Origin of the sequence: Rhizobium sp. G21, from assembly GCF_014158035.1 — a bacterium.
In the GTDB taxonomy this organism is placed as follows: Bacteria; Pseudomonadota; Alphaproteobacteria; order Rhizobiales; family Rhizobiaceae; genus Rhizobium_E.
In genome coordinates this window covers 477,849-498,174 of record NZ_JACFXW010000002.1, presented here as the reverse complement: position 1 = coordinate 498,174, position 20,326 = coordinate 477,849, and the positions used below count along the sequence as shown (strand labels likewise).

The window sequence follows — 20,326 nt, the reverse complement described above, 5'->3', positions numbered from 1 at the left end:
GATCGGGAGGCGGATCCGTCTTCGCAGTTTCCATATCCGGCGCCCTCGGCGACCGGGGTGTGCGCCTGCGTCTCAAATTCTCGTTGAAGAGGGTTCCCTCATGAACATCTCCCGCTTCTTTGTCGACCGCCCGGTATTTGCCGGGGTGCTGTCGGTGCTGATCGTGGTCGCCGGCCTTCTGGGCATGAGGGCGCTGCCGATCTCCGAATATCCCGACGTGGTGCCGCCGTCCATCGTGGTGCGCGCGACCTATCCCGGCGCAAATCCCAAGGTCATCGCCGAAACGGTGGCCACTCCGCTCGAAGAGCAGATCAACGGCGTCGACGGCATGCTCTATATGTCGAGCCAGGCGACATCGGACGGCGTCATGACGCTGACCGTCACCTTCAAGCTCGGCACAGATCCCGACAAGGCGCAGCAGCTGGTGCAGAACCGGGTGTCGCAGGCCGAGCCGCGCCTGCCGGAAGAAGTCCGGACCATCGGCGTCACCACGGCGAAGAGCTCGCCGGACCTGATGATGGTGGTGAACCTGCTGTCTCCGGACAATCGCTACGACATCACCTATCTGCGCAATTACGGCGTCCTCAACATCAAGGACCGCCTGGCGCGCATTCCCGGCGTCGGCCAGGTGCAGATCTTCGGCTCGGGCGACTACTCCATGCGCGTCTGGATCGATCCGCAAAAGGCCGCCGAACACGGTCTGGCGGCGAGCGACATCACCAATGCGATCCGCGGCCAGAACGTTCAGGCCGCGGCAGGCGTGATCGGCGCATCGCCCAATCTCGCCGGCATCGACGTGCAATTGAACGTCAACGCCCAGGGTCGCCTGCAGACGCCGGAAGAATTCGGCGACATCATCGTCAAGAGCGGCGCCGAGGGTCAGATCACCCGCCTGCGCGACGTCGCCCGTGTCGAACTCGGCGCATCGGACTATTCGCTGCGGTCGCTGCTCGACGGCAAGGCCGCGGTCGCCATCCCGGTTTTCCAAGCGCCAGGCTCCAACGCGATCACCATCTCCGACGAGGTCGTCAAGACCATGAACGAGCTGCAGGTCGCCATGCCGGAAGGCGTGAAGTACGAAATCGTCTATGACACGACCAAATTCGTTCGCAGTTCGATCGAGAAGGTCGTCGACACGCTTCTCGAAGCCGTGGCGCTCGTCGTGCTCGTGGTCATCCTGTTCCTGCAGACCTGGCGCGCCTCGATCATTCCGCTAATCGCCGTCCCCGTGTCGATCATCGGCACATTCGGCGTCATGTACGCCTTCGGTTTCTCCATCAACGCGCTCAGCCTGTTCGGCCTCGTCCTCGCGATCGGCATCGTCGTCGACGATGCGATCGTCGTGGTCGAAAACGTCGAACGCAACATCGAAAACGGCCTTTCGCCGCGCGAGGCGACTTATCGCGCCATGAAAGAAGTGTCGGGGCCGATCATCGCCATCGCTCTGGTGCTGGTGGCCGTGTTCGTGCCACTCGCCTTCATCACCGGTTTGTCGGGCCAGTTCTATCGCCAGTTCGCGCTGACCATCGCCATTTCGACGGTGATTTCGGCGATCAATTCGCTGACGCTGTCGCCGGCGCTCGCCGCGCTTCTGCTGAAGGGTCATCATGCGCCGAAAGACTGGCTGACGCGTGGCATGGACTTCCTGTTTGGCTGGTTCTTCCGCGGCTTCAACCGCCTTCGGCGCGAGTTCGAACGGCTATGGCCGCAGCATAGGCGGGCTCCTGACACGCAAAACGCTGGTCATGGGCGTCTATCTCGCTTTGGCCGGCGCCACTTACGGGATCTTCAACGCCGTGCCGGGCGGCTTCGTGCCGGCTCAGGACAAGCAGTATCTCATCGGCTTCGCCCAGCTTCCCGACGCCGCAACCCTCAACCGCACGGAAGACGTGATTAAGCGCATGAGCGACATCGCGCTCGCCGAGTCGGGCGTCGAACATGCGATCGCTTTTCCGGGCCTCTCGATCAACGGCTTCACCAACTCGTCCAATGCCGGCATCGTCTTCGTGACGTTGAAGGATTTCGAGGAGCGGAAGACGCCGGATCTCTCGGGCGGCGCGATCGCCATGAAGCTGAACCAGAAGTTCGGCGCCATCCAGGACGCCTTCATCGCCATGTTCCCGCCGCCGCCCGTACAGGGCCTGGGCACCACGGGCGGCTTCAAGCTGCAGCTCGAAGACCGAGCCGGCCTGGGCTATCAGGCGCTCGACGAAGCGACCAAGGCGTTCCTCGGCAAGGCCTATCAGACGCCTGAACTGGCCGGCCTGTTCTCGAGCTACCAGATCAACGTGCCGCAGCTCTATGCCGACCTCGACCGCACCAAGGCGCAGCAACTCGGCGTATCGGTGACGGATGTGTTCGAGACGCTGCAGATCTATCTCGGTTCGCTCTACGTCAACGACTTCAACGCGTTCGGCCGCACCTACAGCGTCCGCGCCCAGGCCGACGCCAAGTTCCGCGCCAACCCCGAAGACATCGGTCAGTTGAAGGTGCGCTCCGCGAGCGGCGAGATGATCCCGCTTTCGGCGCTGCTCAGGGTGGACGCGACGACGGGGCCGGAGCGGACCAACCGCTACAACGGCTTCCTTGCCGCCGACATCAATGGCGGCCCTGCTCCCGGCTTCTCCTCGGGCCAGGCTCAGGCGGCCATTGAACGCATCGCCGCGGAAACCCTGCCCAAGGGCATCGGCTTCGAATGGACCGACCTGACCTATCAGCAGATCCTCGCCGGCAATTCGGGGGTGCTGGTGTTCCCGCTCGCGCTGCTGCTGGTCTATCTGGTGCTGGCAGCCCAATATGAGAGCCTCACCCTGCCGATCGCGATCATCATGATCGTGCCGATGGGCGTGCTGGCGGCGCTCGCAGGCGTCTGGCTCACGGGCGGCGACAACAACATCTTCACCCAGATCGGCCTGGTCGTGCTGGTGGGGCTGTCGGCCAAAAACGCCATCCTGATCGTCGAATTCGCACGCGAGCTGGAATTCGAGGGCCGGACGCCGGTTCAGGCGGCCATCGAAGCGAGCCGCCTCAGGCTGCGCCCGATCCTGATGACCTCCATGGCCTTCATCATGGGCGTCATACCGCTGGTCGTCTCCACCGGCGCGGGCGCGGAGATGCGCGCCGCCATGGGCATCGCGGTCTTCTCGGGCATGATCGGCGTCACCTTCTTCGGCATCTTCATGACGCCCGTCTTCTATGTGCTGGCGCGGCGGATCACCGGAAACAAGGCGCTGACGCAGCATACGGACGACGCGCATGCGCAAAATGTCCATGCGACGGACGCGGAGATGGCCGCTTCGGGGCGCCCGTCCCGCAGCAAGACCCGGTCGCTGCTGCCGGCCGCATGACCGGCGGCCGAGATGGCCGGACATAGAAAGAAGGACGAGAATACCAGCCGGGCGGACAGCGCCCGGCTTTTTCGTGCGGTGAAAAGAAGACGCCCAACCTGATCGTCATAGAAAGCCGAATACCGATGTCGCGCGCAAGCCGAACTCTTCGGCGCTGTTATGTCGGGCGCAAAGCCGAAAAGTCGAACTCGAAGAGACGGTCGCCCAGCACGGCCTCGGTGATTGCGGTAGCGAGCGGATACTGCGCCCTCGCGTCGTCCTGCCCCTTCAGCCAATCGGCCAATAGCCGCGCGGTGTCGACGCCCTCCACGGTTTCCCCCTTCAGATCCGTGGCCAGCACTTCCGAGACAGTCCGGCCTGCGCCGAGGCCATGCCCCAATCTGCTGTTGCGCCCGCCGCCGACCGTAACATGAAGGTCGCCGAGGCCGGCCAGGCCGATGGCCGTTTCGCCGGATCCGCCCAAGGCGGTGACGATCCTGGTCATTTCCGCAACGGCGATTGAGAAGGCGCCGGCGCAAGGATTTTTCGACTGGCCGTCGTTACGTCTGTCGTCGGGATAGCGGGTTTGCATCGCGCTCACGCCGATGGCGTAGAAATTCTTCAGCGCGGCGCAGGCCTCCAAGCCCACGGCGTCAGTTGTCGTCGCCAGGCGATAATAAGGGGTTTGCAAAAGGCTGCGAAGGCGATCGGCGACGTCTCGATCGGGACTGGCGTAGATCGACAAAGTCGGGACGCGGTTGGCGAGTTCGCGCGCGATGCACGGACCGCCGATCCCGACGAAAGCCTGACAGCGCGTCGTCCGTCGAGGCAGCGTGTCGGCATATGTCGCGAGCGCGCCGCCCAGCAGATCGAGCCCTTTGGTGACGAAGGCGATCGGCTTGGGACGGCTGAGCCTGGTCTCGACATAGTCGGCGAACCAATCGACGCCGGGGCTGCTGACGCCGGCAATGATGACATCCGCCTCGTCCAGAACGGTGGATTGGAGTTCGGCTTGCGTGACGGGCCGAACACTGGCTGGCAACGGCGCGTCCAGCTTGGGATGCACGCCGCCGGGCGATCGCAAGACCTCAATGATCCCGTCGTCGAGCGGCGAGCCGACCAGCGTCACCGCATGGCCGTTGTCGGCGGCCGGAACCGATAGCGCCGAGCCCATGACGCCCGCGCCGATGATCGCAATGTTCGCCATGGCCGCCTCACCGCATCATCGCGGCGACATTGCCGCCGTCGACCGTGATCACCGCGCCAGTGGTGGCGCGGGCCTTGGCGAGATGCAAAAAGGCCTCCGCCACATCCTCGCCCGTCACCTCGCGGCCGAGTAGATTGCCGCGCATGTAATCATGCGGCGTGACGCCTCGGGCGCGGCTGCGCTCCTCGACCATCGCGTCGGTCATCAGCCCGGTGCGGATGCGGTCGGCATTGACGGCGTTGCAGGTCACGCCCATCGGCCCGTATTCGATGGCCGAATGCCGCATCAGCGCCAGCGCGGCAGCCTTCGCCGTTCCATACGGCGCAAACTCCGCGCCGGGATTGACCGCCTGCTTGGAGATGTTGAACACGATCGCGCCGCCGGTGTTCTGCTTCCGCATCACCTTCGCGGCCTCGCGCGACATCAGCTGATGCCCCCAGAAATTGAGGTCCATCGACTTGCGGAACACCTCGTCAGACACGTCCAGAAGTTTGCCTTGAAACGCTGCGCCGGCATTCGAGATGAGAATGTCTATGCCGCCGAAGGCGCTGACGGTTTGGGCGACCGCGGTTGTGGCGGATGCGGGATCGGTGACGTCGCAGACGACGCCGACGCCCCCAACCGTTTGGCCTCGGCTTTCACCGCGTCCTCGGCGATGTCGACGAGAACCACTTCCGCGCCATCGGCTTTCAGCGCCTTGGCGATCGCAAGACCCAGGCCGCCGGCCCCGCCTGTGACGACGGCCACCTGGCGCGTCAATGGTTTTTCGACGGATTTCGCGAGCTTGGCCTGTTCGAGCGACCAATATTCGATGTCGAACAGATCCTCTTCAGACAGCGCCTCGAAGGCTTCGATGCCCTCCGCTTTGGTGATCACGTCGATGGTCGCCTCGGCGACATCGGCGGCAATGCGGGCGTTCTTGGCGGTCGGACCGGCGGCGAACAGGCCGACGCCCTGGACATAGAAGACGCGCGGCATAGGATCGAGCATGGTCTTGATCCCGCCGACCCGCGCATTGTTGCGCTCGAAATAGGCCTTGTACTCCTCCGCATAGCGGGCGACGGCGGCTCGGACGTCTCGCGCCCAATCGTCAAGCTTTTCAAGATCGGGCGCGGGCAGCGCGACGCCGTAGCGCTTGATATGAGCACATGCTCAGGCGTGGCGTTGCCGCGGCGAACGAGATCGGCAGCATTGTCCGCATTGCAGAAGTCGAGGATCTTTTCGCTGGTTCTGTGCTCCAACACGAAGCGCTTCGGCGCCCCTTCCAGTCCCGTATCGATGGCGATGGCGCCGCGGAGGATCGGCGCGATATCCGAAGCGGGCGCGACGTTTCTCGATAGGGACGCGGATTTAAACGGCTTTGCGATCCCGCGCGCCAGCCGGCGCTCCGCCATGTCGATCTTGGCGATCATGTCCTCATAGGCTTCGCGCGGATCCTCCGACCAGGTGAAGATCCCGTGCTTCAAAAGGATCATGCCGTCGCCTCGCGGCTGGGCTCGGAAGGCCTCGTCGCAGACTTTCGCCAGCACGAAGCCGGGCATGACATAGGGCACGATGATGCTGTCAGGAAAAAGCTCCCGCACCAGCTCTTCGCCATGCGGCTGATTGGTCAGGGAGACGATGGCGTTGGCATGGGTGTGGTCGATATGCTTGAACGGCAGGATGGCGTGAAGAATGGCTTCGACCGAGGGATTGGGCGCGGCGGGATCGAGCAGAAGCCGGCGCTGCAGCATCACCATGTCTTCATCGGAGAGGCTGTCGAATTTCACCAGGTCCTGAAGCGGTTCGAGCCGAACCGCTGGCAGTCCCTGCGGCTCGATCACGCCCATATCCCAGCCGCTACCCTTGACGCAGAGCACCTCGACATCGGAGCCGTCGCGATCGGCGATGACCGTCTTGACGGATGTGTTGCCGCCGCCATGCAGCACGAGTTCAGGATCCTGGCCGAGCAGCCGCGTCGCATAGGTGCGAATGGCGAGATCCCGATTGACGCCCTTGTCGACATAGGCCTGCACCACGGAGGCGAAATCGCCGTCGTTCCATCTCGATTTCATGGCAATATCCTTCCTGCCCGCGCGGCGACCGGCGGGTTCGCTGTCATTCATGTGGCTCCTCAGAGCCGGTTTTCGGTTTCGGCGTCGAAGACGTGCACCTTCTCAGGCGCGATCGCGAAGCGAACCTCCTGTCCGTCGGCAAAGCGCGCGCTCTTGTCGACGATGGCGAGGAATTGTCCCTCCGGTCCTTCGCAGCAGAGTTGCGCGTCATGGCCCATGCGCTCGATCAGCAGCGATCGCGCCGCAATCCCGCCAGCCTCGTCGACGGTTACATCGGTGGGTCGCATGCCGATCACCACGCGCCGGCCGGGCTCGACGGCATGCGACGGGGTAATCCGGACCCTGCCCGCCTTGGTGTCTACGGCCGGGGCGCCCTCATCGGCGACCACGACGCCGGTCAGAAAATTGATCGCGGAGGAGCCGATGAAGTCGGCGACATATTTGCTGGCCGGTCGGTCATAGACGTCGTCAGGCGTGCCGATCTGCTCGATCTTGCCGGCGCGCATCACCACGATCTTGTCAGCCATGGTCATGGCCTCGATCTGGTCATGGGTTACATAGATCGTCGTGGTCTTGAGCCGGTTGTGCAGCTGGCGGATCTCGGTGCGCATATGCGCGCGCAGCTTGGCGTCGAGATTGGAGAGCGGCTCGTCGAAGAGGAACACCGCCGCCTCCCGCACCATGGCGCGGCCCATGGCGACGCGCTGACGCTGGCCGCCGGACAGTTCCTTGGGGTAGCGCTGCAGGTAGGGCGTCAGGTTGAGGATTTCGGCGGCCCGCTCGACCCGCGTCTTGATCTCGGCCGGCGGCAGTTTCGCCACTTCCAGACTGAAGGCGATGTTTTCATAGACCTTCATGGTCGGATAGAGCGCGTAGTTCTGGAACACCATGGCGATGTCGCGGTCGCGGGGATGCACGTCGTTGACCCTGCGGCCTCCGATCATCAGATCGCCGGCGGTCACCGTTTCAAGTCCGGCGGTCATGCGCAACAGCGTGGTCTTGCCGCATCCCGAGGGACCGAGCAGCACCACGAACTGATGATCCTCGATCAGGAAGGAGATGTCGCGCATGATGGTGAAGGCGCCGAAGGACTTGCCGATATTCTTGTATTCCACGGTGGCCATGTCGAATTCCAATCAATGAGAAGATCTGCGCGTCAGTAGGTCTGCCGGGTCGGCGTGATGACGATTTCCTGCACGATGGCGCGTTGCGGCAGCTGGTAGGCGTCGAGGATCAGTTGCGCGACGATGTCGGCGGAAATGCCGCCGCCGATGGCCGCTTTGTTGGCCTTGTAATTGGCGAGCGTCTTCTCGTCCTTCACATGATCGAGCACTTCGGTGTCGATGATCCCAGGCGACAGCACGATCACCCGCACATCATGCGGCGCAAGATAGGCGCGCAGGCTTTCAGAGATCGCGTGGACGAAGTACTTGGTGCCGCAATAGACGGTGTGATCGGGATAGACTTTCCGGCCGGCGATCGAACTCATCATCATCAAGGTGCCCGTCTTGCGGGCGATCATGCCGTTCAGCACGGCATGCACGCTGTTCATCACCCCTTGGCGTTGATGTCGATCATCTCGTCCCATTCTTCGGGCGGCTGTTTGGCGATATCCCCGAGACGGGCGATGCCGGCATTGGCGAACATCATGTCGACAGGGCCATGGATTGCTTCCGCATCACGCACGGCGTCTGCAATTGCGGCGCGGTCGCGCACATCCACCTTCTTCAGAACCGCATTCGGCAGACCGAGCGCCTCGAGCCGATCCAGGCGGCGCGCCATGAGGAGCAGAGGGTGGCCGGCTGCGGAAAAGGCCCGGGCGGTCGCTTCGCCGATGCCGGAGCTTGCGCCAGTAATGGCGATCAGAGGTTTGCTTGTCATGTCAGACTCTCGGATTGCTGCTGTTCAACACCTGGGGACGGGCGCGAGAGTTTCCTCCCGCGCCCGGCTTCGCGGGATCAGCCCTTGAGGACTTCGCCGACCTGCTTGGCGATGTCGTCCATGGCTTCCTTGGGAGAACCATAATTGCCGGCGAAATATTTGCCGAGCGCGACCGGGATCGTGTCGCTCGACAGCTGCGCCCATTCCGGAAGATCCGGCTCGGAACCCATATGCTTGGCGATGGTCTCGCGCACCACCGGCAGGTGGCGCGTGGTGCCCGCGCCGACGCGGGCATTGGCGAGCACGCGCGGATCGTCATAGACCGACGACCGCGTCGGGCCGGTGCCGCCGCCGAGCGTGGTGATCAGCGCCTGGGTGTCGGCGCAGGTCGCCCATTGCATGAAGATCCAGGCGGCGTCCGGGTTTTTCGAATAGCGCGAAACGGCGAGCGAGGAGCCGCCCTGATGGCCGACGCCGGGGATTTCGCCGTAGCCTGTTTCCTTGACCGTGCGCAGCGACGAGGCGCGCGGCGGCACGGCCACTTCGCAAAGACCGGAGACCTTGGTCTGGGTCGGATCGTCGAAATAGGGGAAGAACTCGCCCCAAGACAACATGGACGCCGCAACGCCCTGGGCCACCGACTGACCCTGGCCGTCCCATGTCCAGCCATCGACGCCGGGAGGCATGGTGGCCTTGAGTTTGGTCCAGTATTCCATCGCGGCGATGCCATTTTCGTCGTTGCCGGTGAACTGGCCGTCCGGTCCGAAGATCGAGCCGCCATGGCCCCAGAGCCAGGCCGTCCAGTCGCATTCCAGGCTGTAATGGCCCGACTTCATCTGGCCGCTCGTGCCATAGACGGTCGGTCCCATTTCATCGACGATGATCTTCGAGTTGGTGTACAGCTCTTCCAGCGTCTCCGGCGCCTTGAGGTTGAACTTGTCGTAGATGTCCTTGCGGTAGATCATGATGAAGATCGGAATGTCATAGGGCACGCCGACCCAGCGATCCTCGTATTTAGAAATCCCGTCCACCAGCGCCGGCAGGAAGTCGTCGAGATTGTAGTTGGGCATGGCGAGATCGGCCTTGCCCGAATATTGTTCGCGCGGATCGAACACATCCTGGCTGAAGCTCGCCGCCCAGCTCTGGTCGATATAATAGAGATCATAGGTGCCGAGCGAAGAGGCGACGTCGAGCGTCAGCTTCTGCAGCACCTGCTCGAGCGGCAGGACTTCGATCTCGACCTTGATGCCGGTGGCTTCCTCGAAATATTTCTTGAGCTGACTGTTGATGGCGTTGGACGGCGGCGTCGATTCCGTCGCGAGCTTCAGCGTCGTGCCGGCGAACGGCTTGGCGACGTCCTTGAGCCAGGCGAGGATTTCGGGGTTGGGCGCCAATTGTTCGGCGGCCTGTGCGCTCGTGACCATGCTGAAGGGACGATTGCCGAAACCCATGCCGAGCGCGCCTGCGCCCAATCCGAGCTTTCCGGCCGCGCGCAGGAAGTCGCGCCGGCCCATCTGGCCGCGGACGAACTTGTCCGTGATCGAAGCCAGATATGATTTCCTCAAACTGTCTTTCATGCTCTTCTCCTCCTCTATCGAACGACGAAAGCGTCGGCCGGATTGATGTTTCGGCTGGCCCCTCCAGGCCGCCGGTTCATTGCTTCAGCGATCCCATGGTCAGCCCCCGCACGAGGTGGCGCTGAACCAGGAGGATGACGATGAAGGCTGGCACGATGGCCGCCGCTCCCAAGGCGGCCATATTGCCCCATGCCGTGCCGATCGACGTCACAAAGGTCGAGGACACGACGGGAACGGTCTTGATGCCGGTCTGCGTCAGGGTCAGGACGAACAGGAATTCCGTCCAGCTGAAGATGAAGCAGAGCACGGCGGAGGCGGCGATGCCCCCTTTGGCCATCGGCAAAACGATGCGACGGAAGATCGTCCAGCGCGAGGCGCCGTCGAGCAGCGCGCTCTCGTCGATTTCGGCCGGGATGTCGTCGAAGAAGCTCTTCATCAGCAGCACGGCGAGCGGCAGATTCATCAGGCCGTGCACGAGGATCAGCCCGAGATAGGTGTCGAGCAGGCTGAACTGCTTGAAGATGAAGAACATCGGAATGGCCACCGCCACCGGCGGCATCATGCGCGTCGACAGCACCCAGTTGACGAATTCGTGGCGGCCGCGGAAATGCATGCGGGACAAACAATAGGGCGAGCGTGGCGACCACGATGGCCAGGACAGTCGAGAAGGTCGCCACGATGATGGAATCCAGAAGCCGCGGGGCCATGTAGAAATTGCCGCCGCCGGGATCGACCGTCTCCTGCGTGCCGTAGCCGAAGCCCAGCGAGATGCCGAACACCTTCTCGAAATTGCGGACGGTCGGGTCGAAATCGAAGAATTTCGGCGGCCAGCTGAAGATATCCTTGGCGTTGCGGAAGGCGACCGACGTCCAGAAGAAGATCGGGAAAAAGAAGATCGCGACGACGAGCCAGCCTGCGAGGGTGCGCACCGTGCTTGCGGTTCTGCTCTGGCGCATGGTCACCACCTCACCTTGAAGATTTTGATGAACAGATTGGCCATGATCATCACGATCACCAGGCTGACCAGGCTGAGGGTCGCGCCATAGCCCCATTTCAGATTGCTGAAGGTCTGCTGCCAGGCATAGAGGCTGACCGTATAGGTCGCGGTGCCGGGGCCGCCGGAGGTCATCACGAAGATGTAGTCGAAGACGCGGAACAGATCGATGCCGCGCAGCAGGATGGCCACGGCAATGACCCGGCTCATCATCGGAAGCGTCAGGCGACGAAACATCTGCACGGCGGAAGCGCCGTCGATCATCGCCGCCTCATAGGGCTCGGCTGGCAGCGAGCGCAGGCCGGCCATGAAGATCAGCACCATGAACGGCGTCCATTGCCAGATTTCCGCCACCAGCACGCCCGCCAGCGCCAGCGAAGAGGTCGCGAGAATGGGCGTCGTCTTGTCGAGAAGCCCGAGTTGATTGAGGAAATAAGTGATTGCGCCGAATTGCGGATCCTCCATTAGCAGGAACATCATGCCGGCAATCGCGGGCGGGATGACCAGCGTCATCGAGAGGACCGCGCGCAACGCGCCGAAGCCCGGCAGTTCGGCGTCCAGCAACAGAGCGATCGCCATGCCCAGCACGAGTTCGAAGATCAAAGCGATGAAGAAATAGATGAAAGTGACGCCGAGAGCGCCCCAGAACCGGGTGTCGTTCCACAGCTGGATCCAGTTGTCGAAACCGACAAAGGCGAGCGTGCGCTTGCGCGGCAGAAACTCGTGAAAGCTGAGCCAGATATTGTAGAGCAAAGGATAGATCGTAAAGACGACGAGCAAGGCGACGAGCGGCGCCAGCCAAGGCCATGGCGAATCCGAGATCGCGATGCGTTTCACCTGCAATACGGACATTCCGTACTCCTCCCAAGAGCGAATGCCGACCGGACGCGGAGAGAGCCGCGTCCCATCCTCTCGATCAAGGCGGCTCCTCAACCGCCGGTTCGTCCTGCGCAGTCCCGGTGGGAAAGCGCCTCTTTTTCAGCCGTTGACGACGCCTTTCAATGGCGACGTCCGGATCCGCGCAGCGCTCATCCAACGGTCGAGCGCGTCGAGTTCTTCAGGGCTCATGCGAATGCCGGCCTTGGTCCGCCGAAAGGCGATATCCGCCGCCTCACGCGCATATTCATAGTCGATCAGGTAGCGGCATTCGGCCTCGGTCAGCTCCGGCCCGAACGCGGTTCCGAGATCGGATGGAGTGCGGGCAGCGCCGAGAATGCGGCGGGCTTCCGTGCCATAATGGCGGACAAGGCGACGCGCCGCCTTTTCGGTCAGGAAAGGATAGTCGCGCTGCAATCCGGCGACGACGCGACCGGCCTCTCCTGCCGGGAAATCTCCGCCGGGCAAACTTCTGTCCTTCGTCCAGCCACGCCCGCTGCTCCATTCCGGGAAGCGCTCCGCCAATCGCGACAACGCATCTTCGCCGAGGCAGCGATAGGTGGTGATCTTGCCCCCGAAGATGTTGAGCAGCGGCGGCTGATTGCCATCTCCATCGAGCGTCAGGACGTAATCGCGCGTCGTTTCCTGCGCGTTGGCCTTGCCGTCGTCATAGAGCGGGCGGACGCCGGAATAGGTCCAGACGACATCGCCGGGCGCGATGGTTCGGTTGAAATAGGAGGCGGCGGCGCCGCAGAGATAGTCGATTTCTTTTTGAGTGATCGCCACTGCGGCGGGATCGCCGGTATAGTCGACATCGGTGGTGCCGATCAGCGTGAAATCATCCTCATAGGGAATGGCGAAGACGATGCGGCCATCCGGGTTCTGGAAAATATAGCAGCGGTCATGGTCATACAGTTTGGGCACGACGATGTGCGAACCCTGGACCAGCCGCACGGACCCCGGCGCATTGCGGCCGATCGCCGTCGCCAGCACACGGTCGGCCCAGGGTCCGGCAGCATTGATCAGAGCTTTGGCGCGGATCGTGTCCACTGTGCCGGAATAGCAGTCTTCGAGAGATAGCCGCCAGCCATCCGCTTCACGGACGGCGCGGGTGCAGCGGGTGCGGGTGCGGATATCGGCGCCATGCGCTTCGGCGTCACGGGCGTTCAGGACCACCAGCCTGTTGTCCTGCACCCAGCAATCGGAATATTCGAAGCCGATCGAGGAGACGTCGCGGAGCGGCTCGCCTGCCTCATGCCTGTTCAGACGAAGCGTCTTCGTGCCCGGCAGTTTCCTGCGCCCGCCGATATGGTCGTAGAGGAAAAGCCCCAGCCGCAATAGCCATGCCGGGCGCAAGCCCTTTCGATGCGGCAGGACGAAGCGCAGAGGCCAGATGATATGCGGCGCAATGCCCCAGAGCACCTCGCGCTCGGCCAGCGCATGCCGCACCAGGCGAAATTCGTAATGTTCGAGATAGCGCAAACCGCCGTGAATGAGCTTGGTCGAAGCCGAGGACGTCGCAGACCCCAGATCGGATTTCTCGCAGAGAAAGACCTTGAGGCCGCGGCCCGCTGCGTCGCGGGCGATGCCCGCGCCGTTTATACCGCCGCCGATGATGGCGATGTCGTAAAGAGGCGCCGTCATGCCGCAGCCCTCCCCGACCGCGCCGCAAGAATGCGCTCGGCCACTTCCACGAAGCCCTGACCGCCCTCGGCGCTGGCCACATAAGCGGGCTCGGCGTCGATCCGACCCAGGAATTTCAGCACATTGGCGACGCCGCAGGCATTGGGGAAGAAAGAAAACATCGGCGCGTCGTTGGGGCTGTCGCCGACGAAGACGATGCGTTCCTTGTCTCCGTCGATGTCGAGTCCGAGCACGTCGCTGGCGAACAGCCGCGTCATGGTCAGCTTGTCATAAGAGCCGAACCAGCCATTGACATGGATCGAAGACACTTTGGCGACGGCACCCTCTTCCTCGAAAATGCGCTTGATGCGGTCGACCTCGCTTGCGCCGAGCGGCGGCACGTCCTCGCAGAAATCGATGGCGAGATCGGCTTCGCGATAATGCTGGTCGGCGGAAATCGCAGCGCCCGGCACCTCGGCGAGAATACGGGCGCGCACACGCTCCAGCCGCTGGCGATTTTCCGCACGTTGCCGATCCGGCGCCGCAAAGACGCGGCGCATGCGGCGGTCGGCGGCATGGCAAGAGAAATAGAAAGCGCCGTTCTCACCGACCACGCCCGCCACCGGCCACATCCGGGCGATCATGTCGCACCAGCCTGCCGGCCTTCCGGTGATCGGCGCGACCGAGACGCCCGCCTCCGACAGAGCCTCGAGCGCCGCATAAGCCGCCGCGGGCAGCCGCCCCTCGGTGGTCAGCGTGTCATCGATATCGGCGAACAGCGTGGTGACGCTCCGGGCCGTCTCGATGGGCATGTCGGCGACCGCGCGCATGGCTCAGACCTCCGCCGCGACGAGTTCGTCGAGCACGCCGCTGTCGGCGGCGATGTCGAGGAAGGAATATCGATTGCGCATTTCCCGGCAATGCATCACCGCCTCGCGATAGAAATCGACGGGAACGCCGAGCTCGGCCGCCGTGGTCGGCCCGCCCGCGGCCTTCAGCAGCTTGGTCATCTCGTCGACCGGGATGACGAAAGCCCGGAGTTCTTCGCGCAGCGTCGGCCAGAGGTCGGCAAGACGCACATTGATCTCATCGGCGTCGCGCTGGTCGTAGATTTTGGGAGCGATATCCGCCAGGCATTGGTCGGCGACATCCACACCCATGCGCCTGACCATGTCGTCGCGGTCGATCCGCGTCGGTCCGATCCTGGGCGGCGTCGCGCTGTCGAGAAAATGGCGCTGGATGCGGGCCATGGTCAGCGAGGCGACGCCGACCTGCTGGCCGTGCAACGTGCCCGGATGACGGTCGCCGGCGAAACAATCGATGTAGTGGGAAATCTGGTGCTCGCCCATCGAACCGTGATGGGACATGCCGGTGAAGGACACGCCGAGCCCGCACAGCGTCAGCACGCGATAGAGATAACCGTTCGCCTCCACATCGCCCCTGCCGATGCCTGCGGCGCGGCGGTTGAGTTCGATCTCGTCCTGAGCCTGAATGATGTAAGGGGAATTGGCGTAGACCGAGCCCAGCAGCCGGTGCGACATCCACCAGTCGACCTGAGCCACGGATCGGCAGATGCAATCGGCGAAGCCTGCGGCCGACAAATAAGTCGGCGCCTGCGCCGCCACCGAGAGATCGACGAAGAAGCCCGCCGGCGCATGCGACGGCAAGGAAACCTTCAGCCCGCTTTCGAGGGTGATGGAGGCCGTGGTGGAGGTGTAGCCATTCATGGACGCAGCAGTGCCGAACACGCAATAGCGCCGGCCATCCAGCCCCGTCACATATTTCACGAGGTCGTTGATGGTGCCGGAGCCCACGGCCACCAGGCCCTCGGCTCCTTTCAACCGCTCCGTCAGGTCCTCCACCGTCGCCATATCCGCATGAGGATGATCGAGAAGCACCGTTTTGACCGGACCGAGGCTTTCCAGCGCCTTGGCGACCCGTGCGCCCATCGCCTCCCATGTCGCATGATCGGCCACGACGGTGAAGGACGAACCGAGATCCAGGCTCTTCACCAAGTCCGCTTCGCGGCCTGCGAGACTTTCGGCAATGACGATCGAGTCATAGGGCACGGACGGCCTCTCGCCCGTTTCCGGATTGGTCCATTTCCCGGCGACGATGTCATCGATAAGCGCGGTCCAGCCGCCCAACGGCGCGCCATCGACGGCGCCCCGGTTCCTCAGCGTTTCCATTCCCACTATCCATTTTTAATTCTTGGATACAAGTGACACCACTTTCTGACACTTGTCAACACAGATGACAGACGACATTGACATTTGTCCTGGGATGCCGTCAGATGACGATGAAAAGACTGCTCGAGGAAACACATGCTGGAAAGCGCGGCCGCGAAGCCGACAGAATTCGAAGACGCCGTCACCTGGGCGGCATGGCTCTATTACGCCGATGAAATGACCCAGAGCGAAATCGCCAAGACGCTCAACGTCTCCCGGGCGACCATCGTGAACTACCTGCAGGAGGCGCGCGAACGCGGCATCGTCTCGATACGGCTGAATACTCAAGCGAGCGGACGAACCGCGATCGCGCGCCGCCTTATGGAACGTTTCGACTGGACGGCGCCCTCGTCATTCCCTCGGGCGAAGACAGGGATCTCGTGCGCCGCCTCGGCGACGCCGGCGCGCGCGTGCTCGCCGATCAATTGAAGCCGGGCGACGTGATCGGCGTCGCCTGGGGCCGCACCGTGCTCTCGGTCGCCAATCAGATCACGCTTCCCGATCCCATCACCGACCTGACGGTGGTGCAGGTGTCGGGCAGTTCCACCGGCGAGCCCGACTTTTCGCCGGAACTCTGCACCTCGCTGCTGTCAAGCCGCATCCGGGCGCGCTGCGTCAACCTCTTGGCCCCGGCTGTGTTGTCGACTCCCGAATTGCGAGACATGCTGCTCGAAGAGCCGGTGCTGAAGAAACAGTTCGACCTGATCCATTCGACCAACCGCATTCTGTTCGGCGTCGGCGATGTCGGCGGGAAAAGCACGGTCCGCATCTCCGGCATCGCCAGCCAGCAAGAAATCGACGACTATGTGTGCAACGGCGCCGTCGCCGTCATCATCGGCCGCTTCATCAACGCCGCGGGAGGCGGCGTCGGCGGCCAGCATGACGCCCGCATGGTCGGCATCGCGCTGGAAGAATTGAAGCAGACGCCGAACCGCATCTGCGTGGCCGGCGGGGCGGGCAAGATAGACGCCATTCTCGCCACGTTGCGCGGAGGGTACGCCACCCATCTCGTCACCGACATGGCCACGGGAGAAGCACTGCTCGAACAATGATCGCCGCGGTCGCCGCGTCGACGCCCATACGGAAGTCTAGCGGAAGGAGGAGCCGCATGCATCCGAATGAACGTTACGTGATCGGGATGGATTCATCGACCCAGTCGGTGAAGGCGATCGCCTGGACGCAAAACGGAGAGCCGCGCAGCGAAGGCCGCGCAGCCCACACGCTTCTGACCCCGGACGCCTATCGCGCCGAGCAGGATTCGGCCGAATGGTGGACAGCGGCGCAAACGGCGTTGCGCGCCTGCATCGCCGGGATCGATCCGGCTCGCATCGACGGCGTCGCCATTTCCAACCAGCGCGAAACCATGGTGCTGCTGGACGAGAGCCGCCGGCCGCTCGCGCCCGCCACCCTATGGCTCGACCGTCGCGCCCGCGACATGACGCATGTGCTGTCGGATGAAATCGGCCGCGAGCGGCTGCATCGCATTTCAGGCAAACCCGTCGATGTCATCCCTTGCGTCTTTCGTCTCCGGCATTTTCGCGCCCATCAACCGGAACTCCTCGACCGCACCCGCCATATCCTGTCGGTTCATGATTTTCTGGTGATGCATCTGACGGGAGAGCCGGCGGCCACATGGACCAGCGCCGATCCGTTCGGCATCTTCGACATCGAGGCCAAGGCTTGGTCTCAGCCGCTGCTGGATCACCTCGGCATCGACCTGGAGAAACTACCCTCGGCCCATCCTCCGGGCGCCATATTGGGCAGGGTGACCGCGGCTGCGGCTGCGGCGACTGGGCTTCCCATGGGACTTCCGGTCTACGCCGCTGGCGGCGACGGCCATTGCGCGGGCCTCGGCGTCAGCGCCATCGATCCGCAGACGGTCTATCTCAATCTGGGCACCGCGGTTGTGGGCGGCGTCTGGTCGCCGACGCCGGCGATCAGCCCCTTCTGGCGCACGCTGATCTCGCCCACCGGCGAGGGATATCTGCTCGAAGCGGTGCAACGAGCCGGCGCCTTGTTCGTCAATTGGCTGATCGACAATTTCGCCGGCGGTCGCAGCGACCCCGCCATCTTCCAGCGCCTCGAACATGAGGCGACGAATATCCCGGTCGGAGCGGACGGCGTTCTCGCCTGCACCTATCTGATGGGCTGCATGGATCCGCATTGGGACGAAGAGGCGCGCGCCTCTTTCATCGGCCTGGGGCCGAATCATCGGATGAGCCATCTCTATCGCGCCTCGCTCGAAGCCATCACGCTGGAATTCGCCCGGGCGCTCAAACAGATGCAGGCCGCCGCGCCGGGAGCGGAAGAGATCTATGTGATCGGCGGCGGCGCCGCGAGCACGCTCTGGCGCAAGATGGTGGCCGACGCGACCGGCTTTCGGGTGCGGCGCAGCCTGTCGGATGAAGCCTCGGCCCTGGGCGCCGGCATCTCCGCCGCCGTCGGCGCAGGCTGGTTCGACGGTTTCCGGAGCGCGACGGCCGCGATGTCGCATCAGGCCGAGGCCACCGAACCCGATCTCGCTGCCCATATGGTTTGGGAAGAATTGTCCCAGCGTCAGGCCGATGTTTATCTCAGGGGAAAAACAACTGAATTCGGCGACGGTCGCAGCTTTGCCTTCGGCGCGGGATCGTCGCTCTGTGTCGAGGAGCCCGGAATGGCGGGCGCCGGCCAGGCCGGCGCCCGCCATTTATCAAGCCAAATGATGCGGCGCGGTCAGTCTGTAGACCGGCGTGTCGATGCCGGCCTGACGGGCCTTGAGTTGCAGCGACAGATATTGCGAATAATGCCGGGACTGGTGCAGGTTGCCGCCATGGAACCACAGCGCCTCCTGTTGCGTCGGCTTCCACATATTCCGCTGCTCCCCCTCCCAGGGACCGGGATCTTTGGTGGTGTTTGAACCGAGGCCCCAGCACTTGCCGACCTTGTCGGCGACCTCGCGCGAAATCAGATCGGCAGCCCAGCCATTCATCGAGCCGTAGCCGGTGGCGTAGACCACGAGATCGGCCGGCAACTCCGTTCCATCCTTCAACACGACGGCTTTTTCCGTCAGATGGGAGACGTCGACACCGGATTTGAGCTTGATCGAGCCGTCGATCACCAGATCGCAGGTGCCGACATCGATGTAGTACCCCGAGCCGCGCCGCAGATATTTCATGAACAGGCCGGATTCGTCGTCGCCGAAATCCAGCATGAAGCCGGCCTTTTCGAGCGCCGCATAGAAATCGGCGTCCTGCTCGCGGATCTTGTCGTAGATCGGGATCTGGAACTCATGCAGGATCCGATACGGAAGCGAGGCGAAGATGAGATCCGCTTTGCGCGTCGTCATGCCGCCCTGCACCGCCCGTTCCGAATAGAGGTCGCCGAGGCCGATCTCCATCAGCGAATCCGACTTGACGATATGGGTGGACGAACGCTGCAGCATGGTGACATCGGCCCCGGCTTCCCAGAGCGCGGCGCAGATATCATGGGCGGAATTGTTGGAGCCGATCACCACGACCTTTTTGCCGGCATAGGCGTCCGGACCGGGATGCTGGGAAGAATGCTGCTGCTCGCCCTTGAACACGTCCTGTCCCGGAAATGTCGGCACGTTGGCCTTGCCGGACATGCCGGTCGCCAACACCAACTGCTTCGGCCGGAGCACGACCTCCTGGCCGGCGCGGTCGACGACCACGGTCCATTCGCCGGTCGCCTCGTCATATTGTGCGGATTTGCAGGTGGTGGAGCCCCAATAGTTCAGCTCCATGACCTTGGTGTACATTTCCAGCCAGTCGCCCACTTTGTCCTTGGGCGTGAACACCGGCCAGTTTTCCGGGAAGGGGATGTAAGGCAGGTGATCGTACCAGACGGGGTCATGCAGGCAGAGCGACTTGTAACGCTTGCGCCAGCTGTCGCCCGGCCGCTCGTTCTTCTCGATGATGATGGTCGGCACGCCGAGCTGGCGCAGCCGCGCGCCAAGGGCAATACCGCCCTGCCCGCCGCCGATGATGACGACATAGGGCTGGGTCTGATAACCGAGTTCCGCCGCCTCAGCCTCGCGCTTTTCCTTCCAGGTCTTGCGGTTGCGGCCATGGCCGTGCTCGGCGCCCATCGGACGTTGGAAGCCCTTCGGCTCCTCATGGCCCTTGAGTTCGGTCATGGTGGTGAGCAGCGTCCAAATCAGCCCGTCCTTGAGGCGGATATGGCCATAGCCGCGCGCCACGCCGGTTTCGAACTCGAACCAGCCATCCGTAACGCCGCCGGCTTCCGACGCCTGCTCCTTGGCGTCCTGCACGAAATTGGAGGGTTTTGTCGCGCCGAGCTGGCTCGCCAGCATGTCGCGGATCTGCTCATGCCCTTCCAGCGTCTTGAGGTTCCAGGTGAAGGTGACGAGATCGCGCCAGTAGCAATCCGCCTGAAACAGATTGACGGCGGCGTCGATGTCGCCGCTCTCGAGGGCCTGGCCGAGTTTTGAAAGAACCGCGTCGATCTTGGTTCCGGGGCTGATATCAAGCATGGTCATCTCCTCCATGGATGCTTGGTGGATTTGGGGATACGCCCGAGAGGCGCTCCGTTTACTTC

10 protein-coding genes and 5 pseudogenes are annotated in these 20,326 nt (G+C 63.3%); 4 read left to right on the top strand and 11 right to left on the bottom strand.

What is annotated here, in order from left to right; all coding sequences use genetic code 11:
• Positions 1 to 100: 100 nt before the first annotated feature.
• Positions 101 to 3,347, top strand: a pseudogene (locus H2O14_RS23585) (efflux RND transporter permease subunit).
• A 157-nt stretch (positions 3,348 to 3,504) separates the two neighbouring features.
• On the opposite strand, the gene H2O14_RS23580 reads toward H2O14_RS23585, so the two are convergent.
• From H2O14_RS23580 to H2O14_RS28030, 6 genes and pseudogenes are all read right to left on the bottom strand, one after another.
• Complete coding sequence (locus H2O14_RS23580) at positions 3,505 to 4,533, bottom strand: glycerol-3-phosphate dehydrogenase (RefSeq protein ID WP_182829801.1); 1,029 nt, start codon at positions 4,531 to 4,533, stop codon at positions 3,505 to 3,507.
• Positions 4,534 to 4,540: 7 nt separating this feature from the next.
• Positions 4,541 to 6,587: pseudogene (locus tag H2O14_RS23575) on the bottom strand (bifunctional aldolase/short-chain dehydrogenase).
• Positions 6,588 to 6,646: 59 nt separating this feature from the next.
• Complete coding sequence (locus H2O14_RS23570) at positions 6,647 to 7,711, bottom strand: ABC transporter ATP-binding protein (protein ID WP_182829800.1); 1,065 nt, start codon at positions 7,709 to 7,711, stop codon at positions 6,647 to 6,649.
• Between the two features lie 32 nt (positions 7,712 to 7,743).
• Positions 7,744 to 8,468: pseudogene (locus H2O14_RS23565) on the bottom strand (SDR family oxidoreductase).
• Between the two features lie 77 nt (positions 8,469 to 8,545).
• Entirely contained in the window at positions 8,546 to 10,045 is a 1,500-nt protein-coding gene (locus H2O14_RS23560; protein WP_182829799.1) for an ABC transporter substrate-binding protein, read from the bottom strand.
• A gap of 76 nt (positions 10,046 to 10,121) precedes the next feature.
• Positions 10,122 to 10,658: a carbohydrate ABC transporter permease gene (locus H2O14_RS28030; RefSeq protein ID WP_246697740.1), complete on the bottom strand. Its 537-nt coding sequence runs from the start codon at positions 10,656 to 10,658 to the stop codon at positions 10,122 to 10,124.
• A gap of 155 nt (positions 10,659 to 10,813) precedes the next feature.
• Between H2O14_RS28030 and H2O14_RS28025 the strand changes: the two genes are divergently transcribed.
• Positions 10,814 to 11,020, top strand: a complete 207-nt coding sequence (locus tag H2O14_RS28025; RefSeq protein ID WP_246697739.1) for a hypothetical protein — start codon at positions 10,814 to 10,816, stop codon at positions 11,018 to 11,020.
• Here H2O14_RS28025 and H2O14_RS23550 read toward each other — a convergent pair.
• From H2O14_RS23550 to H2O14_RS23535, 4 genes are all read right to left on the bottom strand, one after another.
• On the bottom strand, positions 11,004 to 11,891 hold the full coding sequence (locus tag H2O14_RS23550; protein ID WP_182829798.1) for a carbohydrate ABC transporter permease: 888 nt from the start codon (positions 11,889 to 11,891) through the stop codon (positions 11,004 to 11,006). The two genes, H2O14_RS28025 and H2O14_RS23550, sit on opposite strands and share 17 nt — an antisense overlap.
• Positions 11,892 to 12,017: 126 nt before the next feature.
• Positions 12,018 to 13,559 carry a glycerol-3-phosphate dehydrogenase gene (gene glpD / locus H2O14_RS23545; protein WP_182829797.1) on the bottom strand — a complete coding sequence of 514 codons (1,542 nt, stop codon included), beginning with the start codon at positions 13,557 to 13,559 and terminating at the stop codon, positions 12,018 to 12,020.
• Entirely contained in the window at positions 13,556 to 14,368 is an 813-nt protein-coding gene (locus H2O14_RS23540; RefSeq protein ID WP_182829796.1) for an HAD-IIB family hydrolase, read from the bottom strand. Before H2O14_RS23540 ends, glpD begins: the two co-directional genes overlap by 4 nt.
• A gap of 3 nt (positions 14,369 to 14,371) precedes the next feature.
• Complete coding sequence (locus H2O14_RS23535) at positions 14,372 to 15,727, bottom strand: sn-glycerol-1-phosphate dehydrogenase (RefSeq protein WP_182829795.1); 1,356 nt, start codon at positions 15,725 to 15,727, stop codon at positions 14,372 to 14,374.
• A 135-nt stretch (positions 15,728 to 15,862) separates the two neighbouring features.
• On the opposite strand from H2O14_RS23535, the pseudogene H2O14_RS23530 reads away from it, so the two are divergent.
• A pseudogene (locus H2O14_RS23530) lies at positions 15,863 to 16,818 on the top strand (sugar-binding transcriptional regulator).
• A pseudogene (locus H2O14_RS23525) lies at positions 16,815 to 18,200 on the top strand (xylulokinase); the annotation flags it as partial. The pseudogenes H2O14_RS23530 and H2O14_RS23525, both read left to right, overlap by 4 nt.
• Before the next feature lie 258 nt (positions 18,201 to 18,458).
• Here H2O14_RS23525 and H2O14_RS23520 read toward each other — a convergent pair.
• A complete protein-coding gene (locus tag H2O14_RS23520; protein WP_182829794.1) occupies positions 18,459 to 20,261 on the bottom strand; it encodes an NAD(P)/FAD-dependent oxidoreductase in 1,803 nt (600 codons plus the stop codon).
• Positions 20,262 to 20,326 lie beyond the last annotated feature (65 nt).

Coding starts and splice junctions, on each gene's coding strand:
- H2O14_RS23580 (WP_182829801.1), bottom strand. CDS start 4,533: ATGGCGAACATTGCGATCATCGGCGCGGGCGTCATGGGCTCGGCGCTA.
- H2O14_RS23570 (WP_182829800.1), bottom strand. CDS start 7,711: ATGGCCACCGTGGAATACAAGAATATCGGCAAGTCCTTCGGCGCCTTC.
- H2O14_RS23560 (WP_182829799.1), bottom strand. CDS start 10,045: ATGAAAGACAGTTTGAGGAAATCATATCTGGCTTCGATCACGGACAAG.
- H2O14_RS28030 (WP_246697740.1), bottom strand. CDS start 10,658: ATGCATTTCCGCGGCCGCCACGAATTCGTCAACTGGGTGCTGTCGACG.
- H2O14_RS28025 (WP_246697739.1), top strand. CDS start 10,814: ATGCCGAACACCTTCTCGAAATTGCGGACGGTCGGGTCGAAATCGAAG.
- H2O14_RS23550 (WP_182829798.1), bottom strand. CDS start 11,891: ATGTCCGTATTGCAGGTGAAACGCATCGCGATCTCGGATTCGCCATGG.
- glpD (WP_182829797.1), bottom strand. CDS start 13,559: ATGACGGCGCCTCTTTACGACATCGCCATCATCGGCGGCGGTATAAAC.
- H2O14_RS23540 (WP_182829796.1), bottom strand. CDS start 14,368: ATGCGCGCGGTCGCCGACATGCCCATCGAGACGGCCCGGAGCGTCACC.
- H2O14_RS23535 (WP_182829795.1), bottom strand. CDS start 15,727: ATGGAAACGCTGAGGAACCGGGGCGCCGTCGATGGCGCGCCGTTGGGC.
- H2O14_RS23520 (WP_182829794.1), bottom strand. CDS start 20,261: ATGCTTGATATCAGCCCCGGAACCAAGATCGACGCGGTTCTTTCAAAA.